Origin of the sequence: Agrobacterium tumefaciens (assembly GCF_013318015.2) — a bacterium.
Classification (GTDB): domain Bacteria; phylum Pseudomonadota; class Alphaproteobacteria; order Rhizobiales; family Rhizobiaceae; genus Agrobacterium; species Agrobacterium tumefaciens.
Genome location: NZ_CP115842.1, coordinates 861343 through 886664, shown reverse-complemented (window position 1 = coordinate 886664; position 25322 = coordinate 861343). Strand labels below are relative to the sequence as shown.

Annotated in this window: 29 protein-coding genes; 10 read left to right on the top strand and 19 right to left on the bottom strand. The window is 59.5% G+C overall.

Annotated elements, in window-relative coordinates; genetic code table 11:
* Nucleotides 1-4: 4 nt before the first annotated feature.
* The 3 genes from G6L97_RS17535 to rpmB all read right to left on the bottom strand — a co-directional run bounded on the left by G6L97_RS17535 (nucleotide 5) and on the right by rpmB (nucleotide 1494).
* A complete protein-coding gene (locus tag G6L97_RS17535) occupies nucleotides 5-337 on the bottom strand; it encodes a pentapeptide repeat-containing protein (protein ID WP_065704542.1) in 333 nt (110 codons plus the stop codon).
* 116 nt (nucleotides 338-453) lie between these two features.
* Nucleotides 454-1092: a queuosine precursor transporter gene (locus G6L97_RS17530; protein WP_003511348.1), complete on the bottom strand. Its 639-nt coding sequence runs from the start codon at nucleotides 1090-1092 to the stop codon at nucleotides 454-456.
* Between the two features lie 111 nt (nucleotides 1093-1203).
* Nucleotides 1204-1494 carry a 50S ribosomal protein L28 gene (gene rpmB, locus G6L97_RS17525; RefSeq protein ID WP_003509888.1) on the bottom strand — a complete coding sequence of 97 codons (291 nt, stop codon included), beginning with the start codon at nucleotides 1492-1494 and terminating at the stop codon, nucleotides 1204-1206.
* Nucleotides 1495-1745: 251 nt separating this feature from the next.
* Here rpmB and G6L97_RS17520 point away from each other — a divergent pair, with 251 nt between their 5' ends.
* A complete protein-coding gene (locus G6L97_RS17520; RefSeq protein WP_013761795.1) occupies nucleotides 1746-2519 on the top strand; it encodes a DUF3108 domain-containing protein in 774 nt (257 codons plus the stop codon).
* A 5-nt stretch (nucleotides 2520-2524) separates the two neighbouring features.
* Here the strand turns inward: G6L97_RS17520 and G6L97_RS17515 are convergent, their stop codons facing one another.
* Both G6L97_RS17515 and gloB read right to left on the bottom strand, forming a co-directional pair.
* Nucleotides 2525-2965 carry a cupin domain-containing protein gene (locus G6L97_RS17515; RefSeq protein WP_065662475.1) on the bottom strand — a complete coding sequence of 147 codons (441 nt, stop codon included), beginning with the start codon at nucleotides 2963-2965 and terminating at the stop codon, nucleotides 2525-2527.
* Complete coding sequence (gene gloB, locus G6L97_RS17510) at nucleotides 2965-3735, bottom strand: hydroxyacylglutathione hydrolase (protein ID WP_003511345.1); 771 nt, start codon at nucleotides 3733-3735, stop codon at nucleotides 2965-2967. The genes G6L97_RS17515 and gloB overlap by 1 nt, the downstream gene beginning before the upstream one ends.
* A gap of 107 nt (nucleotides 3736-3842) precedes the next feature.
* Here gloB and G6L97_RS17505 point away from each other — a divergent pair, with 107 nt between their 5' ends.
* The 4 genes from G6L97_RS17505 to G6L97_RS17490 all read left to right on the top strand — a co-directional run bounded on the left by G6L97_RS17505 (nucleotide 3843) and on the right by G6L97_RS17490 (nucleotide 7153).
* On the top strand, nucleotides 3843-4604 hold the full coding sequence (locus tag G6L97_RS17505) for a class I SAM-dependent methyltransferase (protein WP_003511344.1): 762 nt from the start codon (nucleotides 3843-3845) through the stop codon (nucleotides 4602-4604).
* A gap of 84 nt (nucleotides 4605-4688) precedes the next feature.
* Complete coding sequence (gene hisC / locus G6L97_RS17500) at nucleotides 4689-5795, top strand: histidinol-phosphate transaminase (protein ID WP_003511343.1); 1107 nt, start codon at nucleotides 4689-4691, stop codon at nucleotides 5793-5795.
* Nucleotides 5795-6724 (top strand): prephenate/arogenate dehydrogenase family protein, encoded by a 930-nt coding sequence (locus G6L97_RS17495; RefSeq protein WP_003511341.1) that lies wholly within the window; start codon nucleotides 5795-5797, stop codon nucleotides 6722-6724. The genes hisC and G6L97_RS17495 overlap by 1 nt, the downstream gene beginning before the upstream one ends.
* A gap of 9 nt (nucleotides 6725-6733) precedes the next feature.
* A complete protein-coding gene (locus G6L97_RS17490) occupies nucleotides 6734-7153 on the top strand; it encodes a GNAT family N-acetyltransferase (RefSeq protein WP_111782975.1) in 420 nt (139 codons plus the stop codon).
* Here the strand turns inward: G6L97_RS17490 and G6L97_RS17485 are convergent.
* The gene (locus G6L97_RS17485) at nucleotides 7150-8151 is read right to left on the bottom strand and encodes a DUF2125 domain-containing protein (RefSeq protein ID WP_013761789.1); all 1002 of its coding nucleotides are present in this window, start codon (nucleotides 8149-8151) and stop codon (nucleotides 7150-7152) included. The genes G6L97_RS17490 and G6L97_RS17485 overlap by 4 nt on opposite strands.
* 49 nt (nucleotides 8152-8200) lie before the next feature.
* Between G6L97_RS17485 and G6L97_RS17480 the strand changes: the two genes are divergently transcribed.
* A complete protein-coding gene (locus tag G6L97_RS17480) occupies nucleotides 8201-8728 on the top strand; it encodes a gamma-glutamylcyclotransferase (protein ID WP_065704540.1) in 528 nt (175 codons plus the stop codon).
* Here the strand turns inward: G6L97_RS17480 and G6L97_RS17475 are convergent.
* The 4 genes from G6L97_RS17475 to ftsE all read right to left on the bottom strand — a co-directional run bounded on the left by G6L97_RS17475 (nucleotide 8725) and on the right by ftsE (nucleotide 12156).
* Entirely contained in the window at nucleotides 8725-9522 is a 798-nt protein-coding gene (locus G6L97_RS17475) for a lysophospholipid acyltransferase family protein (protein ID WP_025595414.1), read from the bottom strand. The genes G6L97_RS17480 and G6L97_RS17475 overlap by 4 nt on opposite strands.
* A gap of 123 nt (nucleotides 9523-9645) precedes the next feature.
* Nucleotides 9646-10383: a YdcF family protein gene (locus G6L97_RS17470; protein ID WP_003511336.1), complete on the bottom strand. Its 738-nt coding sequence runs from the start codon at nucleotides 10381-10383 to the stop codon at nucleotides 9646-9648.
* A gap of 113 nt (nucleotides 10384-10496) precedes the next feature.
* The gene (locus G6L97_RS17465) at nucleotides 10497-11504 is read right to left on the bottom strand and encodes a cell division protein FtsX (protein ID WP_065687913.1); all 1008 of its coding nucleotides are present in this window, start codon (nucleotides 11502-11504) and stop codon (nucleotides 10497-10499) included.
* Nucleotides 11497-12156 carry a cell division ATP-binding protein FtsE gene (gene ftsE, locus G6L97_RS17460; protein ID WP_003511334.1) on the bottom strand — a complete coding sequence of 220 codons (660 nt, stop codon included), beginning with the start codon at nucleotides 12154-12156 and terminating at the stop codon, nucleotides 11497-11499. Before ftsE ends, G6L97_RS17465 begins: the two co-directional genes overlap by 8 nt.
* Before the next feature lie 200 nt (nucleotides 12157-12356).
* Here ftsE and G6L97_RS17455 point away from each other — a divergent pair, with 200 nt between their 5' ends.
* The 3 genes from G6L97_RS17455 (at nucleotide 12357) to G6L97_RS17445 (ending at nucleotide 14140) form a co-directional block, all read left to right on the top strand.
* The gene (locus G6L97_RS17455) at nucleotides 12357-13025 is read left to right on the top strand and encodes a hypothetical protein (RefSeq protein ID WP_065704418.1); all 669 of its coding nucleotides are present in this window, start codon (nucleotides 12357-12359) and stop codon (nucleotides 13023-13025) included.
* Nucleotides 13026-13095: 70 nt separating this feature from the next.
* Nucleotides 13096-13638, top strand: coding sequence for a hypoxanthine phosphoribosyltransferase (hpt, locus tag G6L97_RS17450; RefSeq protein ID WP_003511330.1), 543 nt, complete (start codon nucleotides 13096-13098; stop codon nucleotides 13636-13638).
* Nucleotides 13639-13780: 142 nt separating this feature from the next.
* Nucleotides 13781-14140, top strand: a complete 360-nt coding sequence (locus tag G6L97_RS17445) for a response regulator (RefSeq protein ID WP_003511329.1) — start codon at nucleotides 13781-13783, stop codon at nucleotides 14138-14140.
* Between the two features lie 193 nt (nucleotides 14141-14333).
* Here G6L97_RS17445 and G6L97_RS17440 read toward each other — a convergent pair whose 3' ends face one another.
* The 4 genes from G6L97_RS17440 to argH form a co-directional block, all read right to left on the bottom strand.
* A complete protein-coding gene (locus G6L97_RS17440; protein WP_065659672.1) occupies nucleotides 14334-17018 on the bottom strand; it encodes a TIGR02302 family protein in 2685 nt (894 codons plus the stop codon).
* 178 nt (nucleotides 17019-17196) lie between these two features.
* Complete coding sequence (gene lysA, locus G6L97_RS17435; protein WP_019564865.1) at nucleotides 17197-18465, bottom strand: diaminopimelate decarboxylase; 1269 nt, start codon at nucleotides 18463-18465, stop codon at nucleotides 17197-17199.
* Nucleotides 18466-18478: 13 nt separating this feature from the next.
* Nucleotides 18479-18682 carry an LPS translocon maturation chaperone LptM gene (gene lptM / locus G6L97_RS17430; RefSeq protein ID WP_035199619.1) on the bottom strand — a complete coding sequence of 68 codons (204 nt, stop codon included), beginning with the start codon at nucleotides 18680-18682 and terminating at the stop codon, nucleotides 18479-18481.
* A 195-nt stretch (nucleotides 18683-18877) separates the two neighbouring features.
* A complete protein-coding gene (gene argH / locus G6L97_RS17425) occupies nucleotides 18878-20278 on the bottom strand; it encodes an argininosuccinate lyase (protein WP_025595424.1) in 1401 nt (466 codons plus the stop codon).
* A 24-nt stretch (nucleotides 20279-20302) separates the two neighbouring features.
* Between argH and tlpA the strand changes: the two genes are divergently transcribed.
* On the top strand, nucleotides 20303-20971 hold the full coding sequence (gene tlpA / locus G6L97_RS17420) for a thiol:disulfide interchange protein TlpA (protein WP_065704415.1): 669 nt from the start codon (nucleotides 20303-20305) through the stop codon (nucleotides 20969-20971).
* 67 nt (nucleotides 20972-21038) lie between these two features.
* Here tlpA and G6L97_RS17415 read toward each other — a convergent pair whose 3' ends face one another.
* The 5 genes from G6L97_RS17415 to G6L97_RS17395 all read right to left on the bottom strand — a co-directional run bounded on the left by G6L97_RS17415 (nucleotide 21039) and on the right by G6L97_RS17395 (nucleotide 25322).
* A complete protein-coding gene (locus G6L97_RS17415; RefSeq protein WP_013761782.1) occupies nucleotides 21039-21920 on the bottom strand; it encodes a 3-hydroxybutyryl-CoA dehydrogenase in 882 nt (293 codons plus the stop codon).
* 117 nt (nucleotides 21921-22037) lie between these two features.
* Nucleotides 22038-22967, bottom strand: coding sequence for an electron transfer flavoprotein subunit alpha/FixB family protein (locus tag G6L97_RS17410; RefSeq protein ID WP_003511321.1), 930 nt, complete (start codon nucleotides 22965-22967; stop codon nucleotides 22038-22040).
* A 25-nt stretch (nucleotides 22968-22992) separates the two neighbouring features.
* Nucleotides 22993-23739: an electron transfer flavoprotein subunit beta/FixA family protein gene (locus tag G6L97_RS17405; RefSeq protein WP_013761780.1), complete on the bottom strand. Its 747-nt coding sequence runs from the start codon at nucleotides 23737-23739 to the stop codon at nucleotides 22993-22995.
* A 183-nt stretch (nucleotides 23740-23922) separates the two neighbouring features.
* The gene (locus G6L97_RS17400; RefSeq protein ID WP_003511318.1) at nucleotides 23923-24696 is read right to left on the bottom strand and encodes a rhomboid family intramembrane serine protease; all 774 of its coding nucleotides are present in this window, start codon (nucleotides 24694-24696) and stop codon (nucleotides 23923-23925) included.
* Between the two features lie 32 nt (nucleotides 24697-24728).
* The gene (locus G6L97_RS17395) at nucleotides 24729-25322 is read right to left on the bottom strand and encodes a cob(I)yrinic acid a,c-diamide adenosyltransferase (protein WP_065704414.1); all 594 of its coding nucleotides are present in this window, start codon (nucleotides 25320-25322) and stop codon (nucleotides 24729-24731) included.

The following is a 25322-nucleotide window of genomic DNA, read 5'->3' as shown; positions in this document are numbered from 1 at the left end:
AGGTTCACACCTGCTGCGCCGCCTTGTAGGCAGCCATCAGATCCTCGACGGGAATGCCGTCGATCTTCATCCCTGTCATTCGGTATCCTGTTATCTGCGCGCCGGACAGGTTGGCGTTGCTCAGTTTCAGACCGGAAAGATTAACGTCGTCGATCGACCAGCCGGACATGTTGCTGTCGGTAAATGACGCGCCGGAAAAGTTGATCTGGTTGAAGCTGGTTCCGGCGAGATTGACGTCGTTGAACACCGTACCCGACAGATTGACGTCGTTGAAGCTGGAGCCTGAAAGCGTGGCGCTGGCGGCCTCCACAATATCGATAACGTCATTGATCTGCATATCTGCCTGCCTCTGATCTGTGCCACGGACCGCAGACTGCAACGCAGTCGGCTGGTTTGCAAGCGCGATTCGATCCACGCTCTCACCCCAGCCTTAAACCTTGGATGACAATGGTGTCAGCCCGATTTGGCGACCTTTGGCATCGGCTTCAGCGTGTTCATCAGTGCGCCGTAGGGCAGTAGCATCACGAGGCCGACGAGGATCTTCACCGAGAGGTCGCCGAGCGCCCAGGAAATCCAGCGCGGTGCCTCCAGAGCGAAGATGCCGAGCACGGGGGCATTTTCAATGGCGAAGGCATCGTTGGGACCGACGAAGGAGAAACTCGCAGCAAAGGCGATGGAGAAGAACAGCGCGGTATCCAGCACCGAACCCAGCATCGAGCCGGCAAGAGGTGCGTGCCACCAGCGCTGGCGGCGCAGGCGGTTGAATACGGAAATATCGAGCAGCTGGCCAATCAGATAGGCGGTGCCGGAGGCAACGGCGATACGCGGGATCGAGGTCCAGAAGGACAGTGTGACACCAACAATAAAACCGGCAAGTACGACGCGGCGCGCGACTGACGGGCCGAACTGGCGGTTTGTAAGGTCTGTGACGAGGAAGGCGACCGGATAGGTAAAGGCACCCCAGGTCAAAAGATCGCCGAGATTGACGCCGAACAGCGATCCGGAAAGCGGGTATTGCACCAGAATATTGGACGCGACGACCACCAGTGTCATCAGCAGAACGTAAATGAGCGTGTAGCGCAGGTAGGGCATTTTTTTATCCTGGGTGATGCCACCAGTTGGAGCCGAATTAGAACAAGCAAAAGGCTTGAGCGGCAAAAGCCATTCAAGCCTTCTGAATATCAGTGATGTCGAAACCGCTAATTAAGCAGCTTCGGCCGTCTTCTTGGCGATCTGGCGGCGCAGGAGACGAGCGCGCATGCTCAGTTCGTTTTCGCCGGACTTCAGAAGGAAGGCATCGAGGCCGCCACGATGTTCAACGGAGCGCAGAGCTGCTGCGGAAACACGCAGGCGGAAACGCTGGCCGAGAGCATCGGAGATCAACGTAACCTGGCAGAGGTTCGGAAGGAACCGGCGCTTGGTCTTGTTGTTGGCGTGGCTGACGTTGTTGCCCGTCTGGACGCCCTTGCCGGTCAATTCGCATACACGGGACATGGGTACACCTATTTCGTTTGTCTGTTTCACCACTGGCTCGCCACCGGCAAAACCGTGGTGGCAATCCAACTGGCCATGATTGGAAAGTTGCGGTTCTATAGTCAGACGGGACTTAACAGTCAAGCCGCTCGCGAGCAAATGAAAGGAAATTCCGGCGTTTTCAACCGGCATCCGCTTTTTTATTGCCACAAGTCGGCGTATATGATCGCCCCATAAGGCCGCTTCCGCGCCTCTTTTAAGGTGATATCCAAATGATTGCCAGAGGAAAAAGCATTTTCATGGCTGTGACAATGGCGTTTGCAGGCGTATCTCCCTCGCTCGCCGCCGAAGCCCGCCATACAAGCGAATACAGCATCAATCTCGGTATTCTACCAATTGCCAAGGCGAGTTTTTCGACTCGCATGAACGGCCCGAACTATTCGATTTCCGGTTCCTTCAGCTCAGCAGGGCTTGCAAGCGTTCTGGCGGATATTTCCGGCAAGACGACGATTTCGGGTGCCAAACGCGGCCATCGGCTGCAGGCGAATACATATTCGCTTGTTTACAAGGACGGCAAGCGGGTGCGGACCTATGATGTGGTCTATCGTAACGGCAACGTCACATCGACGACGGTGAAACCGGAGCCGAAGGCGCGGCCGGACAATTGGGTGAATGTGAAGGACGGCGACCTGCGCTCCGTCCTCGATCCAATCTCTGGCCTCATCATTCCCGCCGGCGGCCGCATCTGCCCGTCGCGCCTGCCGATCTATGACGGCGAATCGCGGCTGGATCTGGTGTTGAGCCCCAGCGGCACCAAGCCCTTCAAGACGAATGGCTTCAGCGGCGATGCCGTGGTCTGCAAGGCGCGTTACGTGCCGAAGTCGGGTTATCGCCAGGGCCGCAAGGATATCGAATACCTGAAATCCATTTCCATGGAGATATGGTTCGCCAAATCCGACAATATGGATGTCTATGCCCCGGTCTACGCCGTCATTCCGACGCGGGTAGGCCAAGTCTACATCACCGCCACCAAATATGGCGGTTGATGTAGTTACGGGGTATCGCCCGGCGACCATCCGGGTTCGGCCATCACGAAGCTTGAAAAGGCGAAACCCGGCGAGACGGTGCAGCCGACGAGGGTGAAGTCGCCGAGGCTTTCTGCCGATTGCCAGCAATTGGCAGGTACGATCACCTGCGGGCGCTCGCCTTCCAGAATGTCGGGGCCGAGGGTAAAGGTCTGTACCTCCCTGCCATCTTCGGAAAGATGCAGGGTGATCGGAGCGCCGGCATAATAGTGCCAGACCTCCACCGCATCGGTGACGCGATGCCAGTGAGAGAGCGTCCCCTTTTCCAGAAGATAATAGATCGCCGTTGAATGGCCGCGCTCACCACCTGCCTTGTCGCGAAATGTCTGGTGGTAAAAGCCGCCCTCGGGGTGCGGCTCCAGTTCCAGTTCGCGAATGATCGCTGCCGAAGACAGATCGGCGCCCATCAGAAATTGTCCTTGCGTGTGCGGATTTCGGCAAAGACTTCGGCATCGGTTGCCCCTTCAAGGCCAAGATGACTGCGGATGCCGGCATCGGCCACCCGCATATAAGGGTTGGTCTGTTTTTCCAGCCCGATGGTGGTGGGAATGGTGAATTCATTCGCCTGCCGCGCCTTTTCGACGCTTTCGGCGCGCTCGATTAGAGCCGCGTTATCAGGATCGACGGTGAGCGCGAAACGGGCATTCGAAAGTGTATATTCGTGGCCGAAATAGACTTTCGTGTCATCCGGCAGCGCCATTAACTTCTGGAAAGAGTGCCACATATCTGTTGCCGTACGTTCGAACAGGCGACCGCAACCCATGGCGAAAAGCGTATCGGCGGCAAACAGCAGGCCGTCATCGGGAAGGTAGTAGCAGATATGCCCCGCCGTATGACCGGGTGTGGCAATGACCTGAACGCGCCGTCCGGCAAATTCGAACTCGTCGCCATCGGCCTGGGACCGGTCGAGACCGGGGATCGCAATCGCCTCATCATGTGGGCCATGTATTTCGCACTGGAATTTGTCCTTCAGCGCCAGATTGGCTTCCACATGGTCCTGATGGTGGTGAGTGGTAAAGATATGCGTGAGCTTCCAGCCATGCCCATGAAGAGCCTGCAGGATGGGGCCTTCCTCCGGCGCATCGATCGCGGCGGTCGCCCCGCTTTCTGGATCGTGCAGCAGAACGCCAAAATTATCACTGCGGCAAAGAAAGACGTCTATTTCCAAAGGTTTCATCGTGGTCCTCTCCATTTGCCGGCCTTAGCCGGCGCATTTGTCCGCCTGAATTTCAATGTAGGCGCAGACGCCTTGAAGTCCAACCGCCTGATGCTACATTCTCGCCCATGAACACCGATATCGTCGATCTGCGCGAATTCTATCATTCCCCGCTTGGCCGCTCGGCCGAGCAGGCGATCACCATGGCGCTTTCATCGCTCTGGCCGCCTTTGCCGGAGGAAAGGCTGGTCGGCCTCGGTTACGCCGTGCCGTTTCTGGAGCGGTTCCGTCATGACACGGAGCGCACCTTTGCCTTCATGCCGGCGGGGCAGGGAGCGGTGAACTGGCCGGCAGGCGAGCTTTCCTCCACGGCGCTGGTGTTTGACGAGGAACTGCCGCTACCCGATTCGTCGATAGACCGGGTGTTGATGGTGCATGCTCTGGAATTTGCCGAAAATCCGCGCGAAACCCTGAAAGAACTCTGGCGGGTGCTGGCGCCCGGCGGGCGTCTGGTGATCGTGGTGCCGAACAGGCGTGGGGTCTGGGCACGCATGGAACACACACCTTTCGGCTCGGGCCGGCCCTATTCGCGCGGGCAGTTGACGGCGCTTCTGCGCGAGACCAATTTTACGCCGGGGGCAAGCGCCGAAGCGCTTTTCTTTCCGCCCACCACCAGCCGCCCGGTACTGAAATTCCGCCGATACCTTGAGCTTACCGGCCGCAGGCTCTGGCCGCTGTTTTCCGGCGTTATCGTGGTTGAGGCACAGAAACGTCTCTATCAGGGATTGCCCGTTACCCAGCGCGCCTCACGCCGGGTTTTCGTGCCGGTCCTTGCGCCTCAGGGTGTGCCCACCACCCGCACCGCCGCAAAGCACGGAAAGCCGCGCTGACCCTCGACAAAGGGGCCATTCCGGTCTAATGCCTCCGGCATTGCTTTTGCCGGGCTCCCCGGCGCATTTCCGAAGGTCGATCAAATGAGTGCAGAGCTTAGCCAACCTCTTCCGCGTCCGGGTATTCTGGATATCGCCGCTTATGTTCCCGGCAAGGAACATGTGGATGGCGTCGCGAAGGTTTATAAGCTCTCCTCCAACGAAACGCCGCTCGGGCCAAGCCCGAAGGCGATCGAGGCATTCGCCGCCACCGCCAGCCATCTGGAAATCTATCCCGACGGACAGGCGATTGCGCTGCGTCAGGCGATTGCAGACGTGCATGGCCTCAACATAGCGAATATCATGTGCGGTAACGGCTCGGATGAGCTTCTTGGCCTGCTCTGCCACGTCTATCTGGGTACGGGCGATGAGGCGATCATCACCGAACACGGTTTCCTCGTCTACAAGATCCAGATCATGGGTGCGGGCGCAACGCCGGTGACGGTGAAGGAAAAGGATTGCGCCGTCGATGTGGACGCCATTCTTGCCGCCGTCACGCCAAGGACGAAGATGGTTTTCATCGCCAATCCCGGCAATCCCACCGGCACCTATGTTCCGGTCGCGGAAATCCGCCGCCTTCAGGCTGGTCTGCCGAAACATGTCGTGCTCGTGCTTGATGCGGCTTATGCCGAATATGTACGCAAGAACGACTACGAGGCCGGTCTCGAGCTGGTGTCTGGGAACCGCAACGTGGTGATGACGCGCACCTTCTCCAAGGTTTACGGTCTGGCCGCACTGCGCGTCGGCTGGATGTATGGTCCGGCCGCCATCATCGATGCGCTGAACCGGGTGCGTGGTCCGTTCAACATGAGCGCGCCGGCGATCGCAGCGGGTGCCGCGGCCATCCGCGATCAGGCATTCCTGGAAAAGGCGATCTCTCACAACACGCTCTGGCTGGAGAAACTCACGACGGTCTTCACCGGTCTCGGCCTCAAGGTCACGCCATCAGTCACCAACTTTGTCCTGATCCATTTCCCGGACCAGGATGGCAAGCGTGCACCAGATGCGGACGAGTTCCTGAGCCGCCGCGGTTATATCCTGCGTGCCGTGCGCGGTTACGGTTTCCCCAATGCCTTGCGTATGACGGTTGGTTCGGAAGAAGCCAATCTTGGCGTCATCGCCGCGCTCACCGAGTTCATGGGGCAGGCGTAATGGGCGAGATCATGTTTGAGCGCATCGCGCTTGTTGGCATCGGCCTGATCGGCTCGTCCATTGCGCGCGACATCAAGGAACTGGGTCTTGCCCGGCATGTCACGATTTCCACCCGCAGCGCGGAAACGCTGAAGCGGGCAGAGGAACTGGCGCTTGGAAGCGAGTATACGACATCCGCCGCGCAGGCGGTCAGGGATGCTGATCTTGTGATCGTTTCAGTGCCGGTCGGTTCATCCGGGGCGGTTGCCGAGCAGATCGCGCCGCATCTGAAGCCCGGCGCCATCGTCACCGATGTCGGCTCTACCAAGGCCTCTGTCATCGCGCAGATGGCGCCGCATATGCCTGACAATGTGCATTTCATTCCTGGACATCCGCTGGCGGGTACGGAAAAATCTGGCCCGGATGCCGGTTTTTCCGGTCTTTTCCGCGAGCGCTGGTGCATCTTCACGCCGCTGCCGGGCACGGATGCGGAGGCGCTGGAAAGGCTCAAGGATTTCTGGCGGGCGCTCGGCTCGCGTGTGGATGAAATGGATGCCGAACACCACGACAAGGTTCTGGCGATCGTCTCGCATCTGCCGCACATCATCGCCTACAACATCGTCGGCACGGCGGACGATCTGGAGACGGTAACCGAGTCGGAAGTCATCAAATATTCCGCTTCCGGCTTCCGAGATTTCACGCGTCTCGCCGCCTCGGACCCCACCATGTGGCGCGATGTCTGCCTGCACAACAAGGATGCCATCCTCGAAATGCTGGCACGGTTCTCGGAAGACCTTGCTTCGCTGCAAAGGGCGATCCGCTGGGGGGAGGGCGACAAGTTGTTCGAACTGTTTTCCCGCACACGCTCCATCCGCCGCTCCATCATCGAGGCCGGTCAGGACGTCGATACGCCTGACTTTGGGCGTCACGCGCTGGATCAGAAGAAGTAGGGCGCTGAAGTGATATTGATATCGGCGGCGACGGATGACGATATCGAATGGCTGCTGCGGGAAGACAAATGGATCGATGAGGATTGGTTGCGGCGTTGCGTCGGACGCCGCGAATATCTCGTCGTGAAAGAAGATACGATTCTAGTCGGTTTTCTGCGGTTCTCGATGTTCTGGGGTAAGATCCCCTACATGGACATGATCCGCGTCGTTCCCGAGTTTCGGGGACATGGCGTCGGCGCAACGCTTACAGTTTTTTGGGAAACTCTGATGCGTGAGCAGGGTGCCTCACTGGTGATGACGTCCAGCCAGCAGGACGAGCGGGAACCGCAGATGTGGCATCGTCGCAATGGATACAAAGAAGCCGGCATCCTGCATCTTTCAAAAATTCAGGATGCCGCTGAGGTGTTTTTTACAAAAGCTCTCTGTTAAATCGGCGGGATCTTCCCCAGCGGAATGAAACCGCTGACGGTGGCGCGGCCGCGATCCACCACGAGGTCGACGGACGCCCTGTCGCCGCCGCCGGCGAGTGCGCGGAGCATTTTGCGGGCGGTATCGATGGTGGATTGCAGCTGCGGAAACGCCTGCTTGGCATTGTCCGACCAGGCGTCGAGCTTTTCGATCTCCAGCTTGAACTGGCCGGAGAGATAGCCCTCATTATCGAAGGAGAAAGGGCCGCTGATACGCATGGTGCGGCCTTCGCCGATATCAGCGACCAGCCGGCGAAGCTCGCCGCTCGCACCGTAAAGCCCGGCCGTATCGCTGCCGTCTACCATACCCGCCTTGCCGGCAAGGGTGACATCGGCGATGGCGTTGAGGCGCGGCAGAAGTTGCGGCCAATCCTTGATGACGGTTGACGAGTCGGTCAACGTTATCGCGCCGTCTAGATCGGCGCCGTTCTGGCGCAGATGCATTTCCGTCTTGGCGGCATCGAAATCGATCGTCTGGCCGGTAACGGTGGAAACCGCCTGAGCCTTCAGGCCGTCGATGACAAGCGAGGTACGGTCGATACCCCTAAGCTTGGTGACGATGCTCGACTGCATGTTCTGCCAGAGGGCTGAAACCGTCAGGCCGTGCGCGGTACGGATTTCAGCCGGTGCATCCAGTTCCCAGACAATGTGGCCGGGATTGTAGACTTGCGCTGCGGAACGCAATTCTCCGAACGAGGCTGAAACGCCATTCTGCTTGTCGTCCACCGTTACCTTGGAGCAGAAAAGGCCGATGCGGAACGGATAACCCTTGAACGCAATGTCGCCGCATTCGCCGCTGACGTTTCTGGCCTGCGAAGGCGAGATGACGTTCAGAACTGTCTGCTTCAGCTTGTCGGCGGCATAAAACCACCCGGCCGTGTAAAGTCCGATAACCAGCACGACGGCGATACCAAGCCAGAGGAATTTTTTGACCGTGCCGGATTGGCTTGACGATGCCATATTGATCTCCGATGAACAGACTTCAGATAAATTCGATTTGGCTTGGGATATGGACGATTTTTGGGTCTTTGGCTACGGTTCGTTGATGTGGAACCCGGGCTTTGCCTTTGAGGAAAGGCAGCAGGCGCGGCTGCACGGTTATCGACGCTCCCTCTGCATCAGTTCAAATGTGTACCGCGGCACTGAGGAGAAGCCCGGCCTTGTTCTCGGTCTGGAGCGCGGCGGCTCCTGCCTCGGCGTTGCCTTTCGCGTGCGCGGAGCGGACCATGGTCCGGTCATGGCCTATCTGCGCGAGCGCGAGCTGGTAACGAATGTCTACAAGGAACGCGTCGTTGCCATTGCGCTCGCCGATGGCACGCGCGGCAGTGCCGTGACCTATGTGGCCGATCCCGCCCACGAGCAGTATATTGGTGGTCTCGGTGTCGCGGAAGCGGCTACAATCGTGGCTGCCGCATCGGGCCGGTCCGGCCCGAATGCCGATTACGTCTTCAATACCGTGCAGCATCTGCAGGATATGGGTATTCGCGACACGCTGCTGGAAAGCATTGCCGCCAGTGTCGGCACGATCGCGGTTTAGCCGGCGGGAGTGTCTTGCCCCTGAAGTTCTGCGATACGCTTCACGGCGGTCGGTGGCAGCGGCAGGTGCGGATTGTTGCGCGCGGTCTCCAGCAGCAACTCGTCGCTCGCCTTTTCCGTCACCTCGATCAATGTCTTGAAAAACACGTCCGGGTCCAGTCCCGGCTCGATGGCCGGCAAGATCCGCACCTTGAAATGGCCGGGATAACGCATTGTCGAGCGGCGTGGCCAGAAGAGGCCGGGATGCATGGCGACCGGAATGACGGGGACTTTGAGGTCGCGGTAAAGACGTGCGATGCCATAACGATATTCGGGCTCAGCGCCCGGTGGCCGGCGTGTGCCTTCGGGATAGATTATGAGTTCGCGGCCAGCCGCCATCTCCTCTCTCGCCCGCTCCATGACCTTTAGCATCACCTTGCCGCGCGCGGCGCGGTTGACCGGGATCATGCGCTGCTTCATCGCATACCAGCCGAACAGCGGGATCCACAAAAGCTCGCGCTTCAGAATATAGACCGGATCGGGAAGGTTGGGCAGCAGCGCATAGGTGTCCCAGAAGGACTGGTGTTTGGGGGCGAAGATACAGCCGGTTTCGGGAATGTTTTCCAGCCCCTCGATCTCGAAGGTGGTGCCGACAATGGTCTTCATCAGCCAATGGTTGGATCGCGCCCAGTTCTTGGGGATTTCATAGGCTATTCTGCGCGGCAGGATGAAATAGATCGGCGTGAGCACGATCATGCGGACAATCAGATTGAGATAAAACAGCGTATTGAAAAGAAAAGAGCGCAGCTTGAGCATCGACAGAATTCCCGGGTTGCAGCCGTTCCGAAGCTCAGGCGCGCCTCGATGCCGGATGCCGATGCCAGACGCCTACACGAAAACAAGGCTCCGCAGCAAGCGTGTTCTCTCCGTTCTTTCCATTCACGGGGAAGAGGTTGCCGCCTTGATCGTGGGGTGATCGGCGCCCGCCTTGCGCAACCCGTCGCCCTTGCCGAGCCCGGTCAGGTCGCGTCCTGCTGCAATCACGAATTTCATGTATTCGTAGAGCATGGTCCGGACCACATCCGGCTCCGCGAACCAGTTGGTGCGGGCAAGGTCGGCGCTGATAACGGGATAGGCGATGAATTGGGTCTGCGGGCTGGCATTGTGCAGTTCATGCAGGCTGCGATGCATATGGTAATTGTTGGTGACGACGACGATGGAGGAATAACCGTGGTCGCGTATCCAGCTCGCCGCCTCATTGGCGTTGCCGATGGTGTCTATGGCCTTGTAGCCCATGTCCACGCAGCAGGAAAACATGTCCGAAGAGCCTTGCGTCATCTTGCGGATTTGCGTGCGGGTGGTGGCCGGGTTGACGCCGGAAATCAGAAGGCGCTTGCCAACGCCGTCCCGCAGCAGGCCGACCGCCTGTTCGATGCGCTGGTAACCGCCGGTCAGAACGATGATCGCGTCGCCCTTGGCGCCTTCGGGCGGGCGCATGGAGGCGACTGAATCTGCGAACCACAAAAAACCGCCGGAAAAAGCCCCGAGAGTAATGACGCAAAGCAGGATGAGACCGCGAATAAAACGGCGCAGGCGACTTCGCCGCGACAACAGGCCCTTTTTTGCCTGTCGCGTGGTCGTCTGCTCCTGATCATGGTCCGTCCGACTCACAAACATTCCTCCTGAATACTCGCCGATTAAGGCAAGGAACAGGCATTTTTGTCCACCGTCCGCAAGTTACATCCGGCGTGTGAAGGGTGCAGTTTCCTCGCGAGATCCGGGAGACGGCGTCACGATGCGACACCGTCGCTTTTAGACGGATCGGAGCGGACGCGGTCGATATCATCGATCGTGCGGATGACCGTCACACGCGCGGTGATGGTGGTGAGCAGCGCGATGATGATCATCGTCGTGGCGATGCCGATATAACCACTGAGGCCAACGGAAAAGGAGCCGAAAAGCGCACTTGCCTGATCGCTTTGCGGCGTTGCAACCGTGCTCGATTGCCAGAAACCGGCGGCAAGGAAAACTGCCGCTGCGAGGGCGCTGCCCGCTGCCGCACCTTTCAGGCTGATCTTCAGGAAGTGCTTCTGGAATTCCCGCGCGACGAAGCTGCTTTCGGCGCCGACGAAATGCAGCACCTCGACGATGTGCCGGTTGCCGGAAAGCGCGCCGCGCGTTGCAAACACCACCGTCAGCACCATGGCGGTGAAGACGAGGATCAGGACCCCGACGCCGATCATGACGGTGGTCCTGGCCATGGAGACGAGCCTGTCGACCCATGTACGGTGGTCATCCAGAAACGCCTGTGGAATTTCAGCCTTCAGCATATCGCGCATGGCCTGAAAATCGGGCGGGTGGTTTTCATCGATGGTAATCACGACGAGGCGCGGCACCGGCAGTTCGGAAAGATCGAGGCCACTGCCGAGCCACGGCTCCAGAAGACGCGCGGTGGCGGCGTCATCGAGGATCGTGCCATCCCGCGTGCCGACGAAAGTGAGCGCCAGAGAACGTGCCTTGGTGAGCGCTGCATTCATGTCCAGCCCGTCCTCGGGTTTGATCTGAATGGTGATTTCGCGGGAAATCTGGCTCTGCCAGGTGGCGGCGGTGGCACGCACCATGGAAACGGCACCAAGCGTCAGGCAGGCGAGAAAGGCCATGATGGCGATCACCACCATCAGCGCGTTGCCCTGAATGTTGGAGGGCGGCAGAATGGGTGCCATCGGGCGGATACGCATCGGCGGCCGCTTCGGTGCGGTCGCCTCTGGTCTTAACTGTTTGCGGTTGATCTCATTCATAGATGTCGAGCCGCCCTTCGGTGAGGATCATCCGGCGTGCGTCGATCTGGTCCATCAGGCCGAAATCATGGGTGGCGATGACCACAGCGGTACCCAGCCGGTTGAGCTCCAGAAAGAGGTTGAGAAGGCGCTTGGCCATCGGCGGGTCGACGTTGCCGGTCGGCTCGTCGGCCAGCAAAATTTCCGGCTGGTCCATCAATGCGCGGGCAATGGCGGCGCGTTGCTTTTCCCCACCGGAGAGGATGGCCGGAAGCACATTGATGCGCTCGCCAAGCCCGACCCATTTCAGAAGCTCGATAACGTCGTTGCGGTAGGCGCTTTCTTCCTTGCCGCGCACACGCAGCGGCAGGGCGACATTCTCATAGGTCGTCAGATGATCGAGCAGCCGGAAATCCTGAAAGACGATCCCGACGCGGCGGCGCAGCATGGGCAGCTCGCTGCGCGGAATGCGCGACACATCGCGGTTGAACATGCGGATATTGCCGCGTGTGGGCTGCAGCGACATCAGCAGCAGGCGCAGGAACGTGGTTTTGCCGGCACCGGAAGGGCCGGTCAGAAACTGGAACGAACCCTTGGGAATGTCGAAGGTCATGTCCCTCAGGATTTCGGGGCCCATGCCGTAACGCAACCCGACATTTTCGAAATGGATCAACGGACTTCCAGTCTCTTCGTTTCGTGGTGGTTCGCAAACCGCTGGCGCGTGAGGCCCGGATGCGCCGTTTAACCCGGTTCCGGTAGCCTATGCGAGCCGTTTTTGCGAAGCATTAACCAATTAAATTTAAAACTTGGCAGGATTCGTTGCAATGCCCAGTTTTGCGGGCCGGAAAACCTCACCCAAGGAATTCTATGGCTATGTTCCGTTCATCTCGCCGGCAAGCGGCATTCGATTTCGACCTCCTGATGCCGGAAGCGCCAGTGCGCCGTACGGCGCGGGCAACCCACACCGGCCCCGATGTGGTAGACGCGGAATTTGTCACCATCAAGGAAAACCGTGTCCGTCAGCCCGGAAACGATAATCGCGGCGCGATGCGCCGTCAGATGGAAAAACCGCCCGTCACCGCCAGTGCTCTTGGTTACGCGTTCATCGGCTGGGTGGACCGCAAATTGTCGCGCCTGTCTGTGGATGCCTATTCGGCGCTGGTTGCGGCGCTCGTCATTTTTGTTTTCATCTGCTCAGGCGGCCTGTCGGTGGTCGTGCCGGAAAAGCCGATCGTTGCGGCCGCAAACCCGCTTGCCATTTCCCATGTCACCATCACGCCGCAGGAGGCTGGCGGCATGGATGTCCTGCTCATCAACGGTATTGTGGAGAACAACGGTGCCGCTCTGGAAGAGGTGCCGGCACTTCGCGCCGACCTCTTCGTTGCCAAGGGGCAACTGGTCGCCAGCATGGTCATCGAACCGCCGGTCAGGCAGATGCAGCCCGGTTTCAGCCACGGATTTTCGGCAAAGTTGCGCCATCCCGGTGGAAAAACGCCTGAGATCAAGCTTTCCTTCGTCGAAGCGGGTGCTTCCGAACGTTGACTGTGCTAACGCGTGGTCTTCGTATTTTTACTGAAAGGTAAAATCGGCAAGGCGCAGCACAGGAGAAAGAATGCCCGTCGTCCGTGGAAAAAACATTGAGCCGCTTTACACCGCCGAGCAGATTGCCGAGCGCAATCGCGACATGGCCAAGCATATAGCGAGCGGCCCGACCAAGGATTTGCTGGTCATCGCCGTGCTCAAGGGATCGTTCATTTTCGCGGCCGATCTCATCCGCGCGCTGCATGACAGCGGCCTTGCCCCCGAAGTCGAATTCATCACGCTTTCGAGCTACGGTGCCGGCACCGTTTCGCAAGGGGTGAAGATCGTCAAGGATATCGACAGCGACGTGAAGGACCGCGATGTTCTTCTGATCGACGATATTCTCGAATCCGGCCGCACGCTGCGTTTCGCCAAGGAACTGCTTTACGAACGTGGCGCCCGTCACGTCACCATCGCCGTGCTGCTCGACAAGAAGGTCAAGCGCAAGGAAGATCTGGAGGCCGACTATGTCGGTTTCGAATGTCCCGATTATTTCGTCGTGGGTTACGGCATGGATGTGGCTTACGCCTTCCGCGAACTGCCCTTCGTAGGCGTCGTCACGGGCGACGCCTGACGATTTCTGCCGTGCCGGGATGGGACATGCCGGAGACGCCTCATTAACCATTCACCCAGCGAAACCCTGGGTGTTTACCTCTTGAAAAGAGGAGCCTGCGATGTTGCTCACGGCTGGAAATGATGCCCAGGAGCAATGATTAATGGCGAAGATTCTGATTACCGAAGATGAGGATGCATTGCGGGCTTTCGTTGCCCGTGCGCTGCGTCTCGACGGTCACGAGACCCACGAGGCGGCAGACGGCGAGCAGGGGCTGGAGAAGCTTCAGGAAACCAATTTCGATCTCCTTCTTTCGGATATCCGCATGCCGGTCATGGATGGCATCGAGCTGGCGCACCGCGCCGCCGAACGCTTCCCGGCCATGCGCATCCTGTTGATGACGGGTTATGCCGAACAGCGCGAACGCGCTGATGATCTGGCAGAAAAGATCGTGGACGTGGTTTCAAAACCTTTTGCGCTTCCGGATATCCGCAAGGCTGTTGCGCGGGCGCTTGCGGCCTGAGCGATAAGGCTACAGAGATTTGAGAAAGGGCGGCCCTTTGGGCCGCCTTTTTTTGTTGCGGAGTTATCAACTCTCTCCGCCGTCATGCTCGGGACAAGGCCGAGGATGACGTGGAGTGTTTGATAAGCTGGCCTTTCCTAAAAAATGCGCGAGGTTAAACACGCCCGATCGCTAGGAATGGCGGCCTCCATCCTCACCGTATATCCAGCAACCGCTCCAGATAACGCCGCTCGATTTCACCCGGCGGGTTGTTGCCGAGCTTTTCCCGGATAGCCTCGAGAATTTCGCGGGCGCGCTGCACGTCGATCTCATCAGGCACCTTCACCTGGTCGCCGAAATCGGGGCCGGTTGTGCTGCGCGGACGGCCGAGTGGATCGCGGCCGTTCTGTCCGCCTTGGCCCGCCATGCCTTCCTGCCCCTGTCCGGGCTGCTGTCCCTGCTGGCGCATGGCCTGCATGATCTGGCCCATCATATCCTGCGCGCCCTGTCGCAGCGCGTTCAGCGCATTGCCCTGACCTTCGACCGCCTGTTCGCCCTGGCTTTTGCCGAGTGCTTCGCCGGCGCCTTCCATTTCCTGCTGCGCCTTGCCGAAGTTTTCGCCCGGCTCCATGCCGAGATCACGAAGGCCCTGCTGCAATTCGCCCAGCTGCTTGCCCAGCGCGTCCTGCTGCGCCCTCAGATTTTTCAGCGCCTCGCGCAATTGTTCGGCGGTCATCTGCTCGCTCGGCTGTCCGCCTTGCTGGCCGTTCTCGCCCTGCTGGCCCTGTTGCGGTGATTCACCGTTTTCACCCGTCTGCGGGTCCTGACCTTCGCCGCCATCCTGCGGGTCGCCGCGCTGCATGCGGTCACGCAGCGCCTGATCGAGCTTGAAGGTCTCGTCCATCAGCTTCTGCTGCTGTTGCAGAATTTCACCCAGCTTGTCGATCTGCTGGCGCATCTTGCTGCTTTGCTGCTGCCCCTGCTGGCCCTGACGTTGCGGCCGTCCCGCCTGCAGGTTGTTCATCATGCGTTGCAGCTGCGAGAGCATTTCCTGTGCTGCGTCACGGTTGCCGGAGCGCGCGAGGTTTTCGATCTGGTTCATCATGTTTTCGAGATCGCGCTGCCGCAAGACGTTTTGTGCCTGCTGGTTCATGTTGGCTTGCGGCGCATTCTGCATGCGCTGTGCAAGCTCGCTCATGAACTGCTGCATCGCCTCACGCAGTTCCTGCATCAGCTTGGCGACTTCCTCATCGGAGGCATTGCGCTGAAGCGCCTCGGAAAGCGCTGTCTGCGCATCACGCAGGCGTTTTTCCGCCTGCGAAAGATCACCATCCTCGATGCCGAGCGCGATCTCCCAGAGATAATCGGCGGTGTTCTTCAGCATCTCCTCATTATAGGCGAGCCGCATGCGGGTCTGCGCCGATTGCAGCAGGAGATAGTGCGTGGTGTTGGGAATGGTTTCATCCGGACGCAGACCAACCGCCTCGTTATAGGCGATCGCCTTTGGCATCTGGCGCGTGTCGAGCGAGAATATCTGCCGCTGTTCGGCAACCGAAGCCGCCAGCGGTTCAGAGAAATTGCGGCCCGGCAGCACCATTTCATGCGCGGGGCTGCGGCCGGTCTGGCCGGCACCATCTGTTGCCACCAGCGTGATGCGCACGCGCTTACCTGCCATGGGATGTTCGGTCAGGTTGCGGCTGGTCAGCCCCTTGATCTCGCGGTTGTTCTGCCGCGGCAGGTCGAGCTTGAATTCCGGCGGCGGGTAAAGTGCTGTTGCACCCTCCGCAACGCCAAGCGGCTCGATGATGGCGTGGGCTTCCTTGATGCCATAGTCGTCCTTGGCGGTGAAACCCACCTCCAGCGCACCATTGACGGCGCGGCGCGGCATGTTGTCGAAGCCGATGGTCGGTGGCTGGTCAGGAATGACGTTGAACACCCATTGTTCGCCATTGGCGGTGATCATGCCGCTTTCGGTCACATCCATTGCAAAGGTGCGCGGTGTGACAGGTTGATCCGGCGCGCGTTTTTCTGTCTGTGCCGCCACATCGCCACTTGCGCTGTCGGCGCGCGCCGCTTCGGGGGCAAGCTTCTGCAGGGCGCCGGCGGTCTCAGGCTCGAAGGTCACTTCCTCGCCGCCATCGCCACCGGTCATGCGGATCGTCAGTTTGGAGGATTGCGGCACGGACACCGCGTCGTGGCCAGTCGCATCGCGCCCTGTCAGAAAAATCGGGGCGCGGCCGGTATAGGCGGGCGGCGTGACCCAGGCGTCGAGACGGATATCGGGATTGAGCGGACCGGCTGCCGGCCGGCTACGGAAGGCATCTGCAATCGTGCCTGCACCATTGGAATAGGAAAAACCGAAGGCGACAACCAGAAAAAGGGCGGGAATGGCGCGTAGTGCCGAGCGGTCGTAACGGGCGATATCTGGTTTCGGCAGGCCGGCATTCAGCGCGGCGATGCGTTCCGCCATACGGATCTGGTGTTCTTTCCACAAGGCGCGGGAAATGGGGGTGTCCAACGCCGGTTCGTCTTCCTGCACGCCGACTGGCTGGTGAGCGAGACCATTGCGTTCTTCCAGAAGGCGGGACGCGTCGTTGTCTGTCGGCCATTTCAGCCGGACGATTGGCAGGATGGTGCTGATGAAACCGAAAACCAGCAGGAAAACGATGCCCAGCCGCACGAAGTCAGGCATTTGCCGGTAGAGGCCGAACCATGCGAGCGCTAGAAACGCGGCGGCGATGGAAAGCGGCCACAGCGTCTTCGGTGCTACTCTTTCCGAAAACAACACGATTTTTGCGAAGAAGCGTTTAGCCGCAACCCGGCGGGCAAGATCCGGCCGCTGCGCGAATGCGCCGGTAGGGCGCTTTCTGCCTGTCCTGTCCTCTCCGGCTGTGGTCATCAATCCGTTCTCCCGGTTCTGGCCACGTCAAACGCCATTCCCGGAACGGCGAGCTGCTTGTATTATGAGAAGCAAGGATAACATTCTTTGTGGCGAAGACGAGGGCAAGTGGATGCTCACCCCCATTTTTTAGGCAGCTTCGCTCAATTGTGATCGACCAAGCCGGATGTATGGCGGATCAATCGAGCCAGGCGGGTACTGAATCGAGAGCGATCAGCTCTTCATAGGTTCCGCGCGGGCGGATGACGTGGAACTTGTCACCCTTTACCAGCACTTCCGGCACCAACAGGCGCGAATTATAGGTGCCTGCCTGCACGGCGCCGTAAGCACCGGCGGAGCTGACGGCAATCAGATCACCCGGCTGCGGTGCGGCCATCTCGCGGTCCAGCGCCAGATAGTCACCCGTTTCGCAGACGGGGCCAACGATATCGGCCTTGATGCGAGGGGCGTCTACCGCGGGCTGCACGACAGGGCGGATGCCGTGATAGGCCTCGTAAAGCGTCGGGCGGATGAGGTCGTTCATCGCGCCATCGACAATCACGAAGTTCTTTTCGCCGCCATCCTTCACATAGATCACTTCCGTCACCAGAATGCCGGCATTGCCGACGATCAGGCGTCCCGGTTCGGTGATGATCTTGCAGTTGAGGCTCTTTAGCTCGTTCTTGACGATATGCGCATAGGCATCCGGCAGCGGCGGCGGATTATTGTCCTCGCGGTAGGGAATGCCGAGACCGCCGCCGATATCGACGTGGCTGATCGTGTGCCCGTCCGTGCGCAGGGATTCCACCAGTTCGCGCAGCAAGCGGAACGCATCCTCGAAGGGCTGCAATTCTGTGATCTGGCTGCCGATATGCATATCGATGCCGGTGACTTCGATGCCGGGCAGGGTGGCGGCGTGGGCATAGACCGCACGCGCCCGCTCATAGGAAATGCCGAACTTGTTTTCTTTTTTGCCGGTGGAAATCTTGGCATGAGTGCGCGCATCCACATCCGGATTGATGCGGAAGGACACATGCGCCCTTTTTCCGGCCTTGACGGCGCGCAGGTTGAGGACCTCAAGCTCCGGCTCGGATTCGATGTTGAAGCAGTAGATGCCGGCTTCCAGCGCGTAATCCATTTCCGCCACCGTCTTGCCGACGCCGGAGAACATGATGCGGTTTGCCGGTACACCGGCGCCAAGCGCGCGGCGCAATTCGCCGCCGGATACCACGTCGATACCCGCGCCAAGCTTTGCCAGCGTCTTCAGAACGGCCTGGTTGGAATTGGCCTTCATGGCGTAACAGACCATGGCGTCCACATCGGCGAAAGCGCCTGAGAACACCTTGTAGTGGCGCTCCAGCGTCGCGGTCGAATAGACATAGAACGGCGTGCCGACCGCCTTGGCGATCTCAGGCACGGGCACGTTTTCGGCGTGAAGCACGCCGTCGATATAGCCAAAATGGTTCACAGGCTTTTTCCCGTCAGAGAAGCTTGTCGAGGATGAACGGCCGCTCCGCCGTTGCCGGCTTCGTCTCGGTTCCGTCGGCATTGCGCTTGTTGCGCATTTCGACCGGCGTGCTCGGCGGATCGATATCGCCTTTTCGCCCGCAGGCACTGAGAGCAAGACTGACGGCGAGCGCCATGCCGATGGGAACGATGAGATTGCGCGCGGTTTTTGAAAGCATGAGCCTGTCCAAAGGAAATATGTGCTTCTCTGATAACGAAAAACAGGGCGCTTGTGCACCCTGTTTCTTGTGATCGCAGCGTAACGCAGATTTATGAGGGCGGCGGAGAAAAATGGAATCGTTTCCGCCGCCCATTTTAATTTGTCTGCGCATCGGATTTTCCGAAAACCGCTTCACACTTATCGGTCCGATGCGTTAGTTGCGTCCACGCCACCAGGCGATCTGCTTCTTGACCTCGGAAGGAGCCGTTCCGCCGAAGCTGGTGCGGCTGGCAACCGATGCCTCGACTGAAAGAACGTCGAAAACGCCGCTTGTAATGGCCGGATGGATCGCCTGCAGGTCTTCCAGCGAAAGATCGGCCAGATCGCAGCCTTTCTTTTCCGCCAGTGCCACCGCATTTCCGGTCACATGGTGGGCGTCGCGGAAGGGCAGGCCTGCCTCGCGCACCAGCCAGTCAGCAAGATCGGTGGCGGTGGAATAGCCCGAACCGGCGGCCGCACGCATGCGGTCCTTGCGCACCTCAAGGTCGCGGATCATGCCGGTCATGGCGGCGATGGCCAGTTCCAGGCTTTCGGCGGCATCGAAAACCTGTTCCTTGTCTTCCTGCATGTCCTTGGAATAGGCGAGTGGCAGGCCCTTCATCACAGTCAAAAGCGCCACCAGCGAGCCGTTGATGCGGCCGGTCTTGGCTCGCACCAGTTCGGCGGCGTCGGGGTTCTTCTTCTGCGGCATGATCGACGAGCCGGTGGAAAAGGCATCGGACAGGCGGATAAAGCCGAATTGCGGCGTCGACCAGATGACGATTTCTTCGGCGAGGCGCGACAGATGCGTGGCGCAGATCGAGGCGATCGACAGGAACTCCAGCGCGAAATCGCGGTCGGAAACGGTGTCGATGGAGTTGCGGGTCGGCTCGCGGAAGCCGAGCGCCTTTGCCGTCATGTGGCGGTCGATAGGATAACCGGTGCCGGCCAGCGCTGCTGCACCGATCGGGCTTTCATCCAGATGTTCGATTGCGTGACGCACGCGGGCGCGGTCACGGCCGAACATTTCCACATAGGCCATGCAATGATGGCCGAAGGTGACGGGCTGGGCCGTCTGCAGATGGGTGAAGCCGGGCATGACCGTATCGGCATTTTCCTCGGCGCGGTCGAGGAAGGCGGCGATGAGCGCGGTCAGCATGCCTTCCGTCTTCTGCAGCTCTTCCTTGACCCAGAGGCGGAAATCGAGCGCCACCTGGTCGTTGCGCGAGCGGGCGGTGTGCAGACGCCCTGCCGCCGTGCCGATGAGGGTGGCAAGTCGCGCCTCGATGTTCATGTGAATGTCTTCGAGCTTGCGCGAGAATTCGAAGCTGCCAGCCTCGATTTCTGACAGGATCGTGTTCAGGCCGTGAACGATCTTGTCTTTATCTTCCTGCGAAATAATGCCTTTTTCCGCCAGCATGGTGGCATGCGCTATAGAGCCGCGGATGTCCTGGGCATAAAGCTTCTTGTCGAAGCCGATGGAGGCATTTATCTCTTCCATGATGGCTGATGGCCCGGAAGCGAAACGTCCGCCCCACATCTGGTTGGAGGATTTCTGATCTGTGCCGTCAGCCATGTTCTGCGTGCCCTGGAGTATTCGATGACAGAAAAAAGGCCGTTCAGGCTTCCTTCCGCCAGATTGGTTGCAATTGCTGCCGTTGCCGGTGTCGTGTTCGGCGCGGGTGCGGTCTGGTTCAGGCATATTGGGTCTGAGAGCCCGGTTCAAGGGGCAGCGGTTGCCGAGGCCGGTTTATGTGAAGGTGCGGCAAACCGCATCGCCTCGCTGAAACCCCTCCTGAAGGGCCAGGTGGCGGCCATGTCGGCCACGGATACGCCGCGCGGCATCCCGCTGTCCTTCAAGGGTCCGCAAGGGTCGGACATGTCGCTTGCCGATCTCAAGGGCAAGGCGGTTCTCCTCAATCTGTGGGCCACCTGGTGCGTGCCATGCCGGGAGGAAATGCCTGCGCTGAACGCACTCGAGAAGGAAAAGGGCAGCGATGGCTTTGAGGTTGTTGCGGTCAATATCGACACCGGCGCGGACGAAAAACCGAAAGCCTTCATTGACGAATACAAGATCGACGCGCTGAAACTTTATCGCGACAGCTCCATGGGCGTCTTCAATGTTCTGAAAAAGGAAGGGCTGGCTTTCGGCCTTCCCGCAACTCTTCTGCTGGACGAAAAAGGCTGCCTGATTGCCGCCATGAACGGTCCGGCAGCCTGGGACAGCGAAGATGCCAAGGCGTTGGTATCGGCAGTGAAGGCTAAATAATTGTCCAGTGCGGGAGGGACTTACCTCCCGTCATCTCGAATGATTTCAGAGGAATATCTCTTGCGCCTTAGCGCGTCGGAACAGGTGTCTCGCCACGGTAATCGTAAAAACCGCGACCAGATTTGCGGCCGAGCCAGCCGGCCTCGACATATTTCACCAGCAGCGGGCAGGGGCGGTATTTGCTGTCGGCCAGCCCGTCATGCAGCACCTGCATGATCGACAAACAGGTGTCGAGACCGATGAAGTCGGCAAGCTGCAACGGTCCCATCGGATGGTTGGCGCCGAGCCGCATGGCGGTGTCGATTGCTTCCACCGAACCGACGCCCTCATAGAGCGTGTAGATCGCCTCGTTGATCATCGGCAGCAGGATGCGGTTGACGATGAAGGCCGGGAAATCCTCGGCGACGGTGATCGCCTTTTCCAGCGTCCGCACATAGTCCTTCGCCGCATCGAAGGTCTTTTCGTTGGTGGCGATACCGCGCACCAGCTCCACCAGCTTCATCACAGGCACCGGGTTCATGAAGTGGATGCCCATGAACTGTTCGGGACGATCGGTCGCGGACGCAAGGCGGGTGATGGAGAGGGAAGACGTGTTGGTGGCCAAAAGCGCTTCGGGCTTCAGTACCGGGCAAATCTGCGCATAGATCTTGCGTTTGATTTCCTCGTTTTCGGTAGCAGCCTCAATGACCAGATCCATGGGCGCCAGATCGTTGACGTCAGTCGAACCGCTGATGAGCGCGAGTGCATCTTTGCGGGCGTCGTCGGAGAGCTTGCCGTTGGTGACCTGACGGGCAAGATTGCCGTTGATCGTGGCAAGGCCGGCTTCGATTCCGTCCTTGGAAAGATCGTAAATGTGCACCTTGTAACCGGCCAAGGCGGAAACATGCGCGATGCCGCAACCCATTTGACCGGCTCCGATGATACCGATGTTTTTAAAGGGGGCGGTCATATGCTGGTCTCCTCATGGGATTTCATCTGCGTCATTTGCGGCGATGTTACGCATATCGCCGAAAAAGAGAAGGCGGCGCGTTCAAAAAACGCGCCGCCTTTGGCTAAAGGCTTAAAATCACAGAGCCTTCTGGAGTTCCGGCAGAGCCTCGAACAGGTCTGCGACGAGGCCGTAATCGGCAACCTGGAAGATCGGCGCTTCCTCGTCCTTGTTGATGGCTACGATGACCTTCGAGTCCTTCATGCCGGCCAGATGCTGGATGGCGCCCGAAATGCCGGCAGCGATGTAAAGCTGCGGTGCCACGACCTTGCCGGTCTGACCGACCTGCCAGTCGTTCGGTGCATAACCCGCATCGACGGCTGCGCGCGATGCGCCGACGGCTGCACCGAGCTTGTCGGCAACCGGCAGGATCACTTCGCGGAACTTTTCCGAGGAGCCGAGTGCGCGACCGCCCGAGATGATGATCTTCGCAGAGGTCAGTTCCGGACGATCGGAAGAGGCGAGCGCGTCGGACACAAAGACAGAAACGCCGGGGTTCTCGGCAGCGCCGATGGTTTCCACCGGTGCCGAACCGCCTTCAGCGGCTGCCGCAAACGCGGTGGGGCGCACGGTGATGACCTTCTTGGCGTCGCTTGCCTGCACCGTCTGGATGGCGTTGCCGGCATAGATTGGACGTTTGAAAGTATCCGGGCTGACGACCTCAATGATTTCCGAGACCTGGGCCACATCGAGAAGGGCTGCGACGCGTGGGGCGACATTCTTGGCCGAAGCGGTCGCCGGTGCGATGATGACATCATAGGAAGGGCTCAGCGAGACGATCAGCGCCGCCAGCGGCTCGGCAAGCGCGTTGGCATAGGATGCGTCGTCGGCAAGCAGTACCTTGGCAACGCCGGACAGTTTCGCCGCCGCGTCGGCGGCACCCTTCGCACCGGAGCCGGCAACGAGCACGTGGACGTCGCCGCCAATCTGCGTTGCCGCCGTCAGCGTCTTCGCCGTCAGGTCGGAAAGGGTTGCGTTGTCGTGTTCTGCCAGAAGAAGAATGGCCATGTTGTAATCTCCCTTTTCCGAAACCTTAGAGGACGCCGTCGGCTTTGAGCTTTTCGACCAGCTCAGCCACCGAGCCGACCCTGATGCCGGCCTTGCGGCCTGCGGGCTCCTCGGTCTTCAACACCTTCAGACGCGGCGTGACATCGACGCCGAAATCGGCCGGGGTCTTCTTGTCGAGTGGCTTCTTCTTTGCCTTCATGATGTTCGGCAGCGAGGCGTAACGCGGCTCGTTCAGACGAAGATCGGTGGTCACGACAGCGGGAAGTTTCAGTTCGACCGTCTGCAGGCCGCCATCGACTTCACGCGTCACAGCGACCTTGCCATCAGACGGTACGACCTTGGAGGCGAAGGTGCCCTGGCCCCAGCCGAGAAGGGCGGCCAGCATCTGACCGGTCTGGTTACTGTCGTCGTCAATCGCCTGCTTGCCGACGATGACGAGGCCGGGCTGCTCGGCTTCCGCCACGCCCTTCAAAAGCTTGGCGACGGCTAGCGGTTCGACCGTCTCGTCGGTCTCGATAAGGATGGCGCGGTCGGCACCCATGGCGAGCGCCGTGCGCAGCGTCTCTTCCGCCTTGGCAGGGCCGATCGACACGACCACGACTTCTTCGGCCTTGCCGGCTTCTTTCAGCCGCAGAGCCTCTTCCACCGAGATTTCGTCGAACGGGTTCATCGACATCTTCACATTCGCGAGTTCAACGCCCGAACCATCCGACTTCACGCGGATCTTGACGTTGTAATCAACAACTCGTTTGACAGGGACAAGGATCTTCATCGGCGGTTTTCCTCAAACTCCTGTCCGCGAGGCGACAAGACCGCGCGGACCTCCAAAAACAGGTTGGCGACATGGATAAGCATTTTTCCCGCAAATACAACGGAGCAATGTTCATTATCACATGCACGCAAGGCATACCTTACGTTGACGTTAACGTAAATAATTTATCTCTTCGTCAACGGCTCATCTGCTCCCGTCATAGCCCCGTTCGATTTGCGACAACCCCGCCGTTTGCGACGGATTCTTGAACTGCGCCGCCCTTGGCGGAACAATCGTGCGGTCGAACAGGGGAACGTCCGGCCGGCGCATGAAAATTACCATCACAGCCCCGGCCAATATGCCGCCCACATGTGCCCCCCAGGAAACATTTTCCTCAAGGCCAAGTGCCAGCATCAGAAATTGCTGTCCGATCCATAGCGCCAGCGGAATGAAGGCAGGCAAGGGCAACGGAATGCGCATGAACACCAGAACCCAGACGCGCACCTTGGGATGCAGGAGAAAATAGGCCGCGACGACGCCGGAAACAGCGCCTGATGCACCGATAAGCGGCCCTTCTGACATGGGTGCGACAAAGCCGTGCAACAGCGCGCCGGCTATGGCGCAGGCGATGTAAAAGATAAGGAAACGGAAGTGGCCGAGTGCGTCCTCGACGTTGTCGCCGAAGACCCACAGAAACAGCATATTGCCTGCCATGTGCCAGAAATCCAGATGCAGGAACGCATAGGTGACGACGGTCAGGTCATCCGGCACCACCTGCAAGGCGGGCTCCAGGTAGGCGTAGTCGAACACCACAGCCGGGATGAAACCGAGGCCGAGCGCTGCGGCATTGGCCTGGACGTCACTGGCAAGCACGCCGGTAAATAGCCATACCAGCACGTTGACCACGATCAGGCCGATCGTGACATATTGCAGCCGGATATGTTTGAGGGAATTCGCATCGTGCAGCGGTATGAACATCGAATGCCCTTCGTTTGTGCGAGAGATAGGCTTTAGCGGTTCTTGCCGGGAACCCACAATATGTCAGCCTTGCCCATGTCATTGGCAAACCGGGCGGCAACGAACAGGAAGTCGGACAGGCGGTTGACATATTTCAGCGCTTCCGGGCTGACGATCTCGTTTTCAGCAACCGAGAGTTCCACCATGAGCCGTTCCGCGCGTCGGCAGATCGTGCGCGCCAGATGCAGATTGGCCGCCGCCGCATTGCCGCCCGGCAGCACGAAGGAGGTCAGCGGCTCAATTGCGGAGTTGAGGTCGTCGATTTCGTTTTCCAGCCGCGTGACCTGGCTCTCGATAATGCGCAGCGGTTCGTAGGCTGGCGGCTCGTCGGTTTCCGGGGTCGCGAGATCCGCGCCGAGGTCGAACATGTCGTTCTGGATGCGGAACAGCATGGAATCCAGCTTTTCCATGCTGGCAATATCAGTGTTGGCGGTATGCAGCCGCGCCACGCCGATCGCCGAATTCGTTTCGTCCACCGTGCCATAGGCCTCGACGCGAAGATCGTGCTTCAGGCGGCGGGGACCGGACACCAGCGCCGTCGTGCCCTTGTCGCCGGTGCGGGTGTAGATCTTGTTCAGCTTCACCAT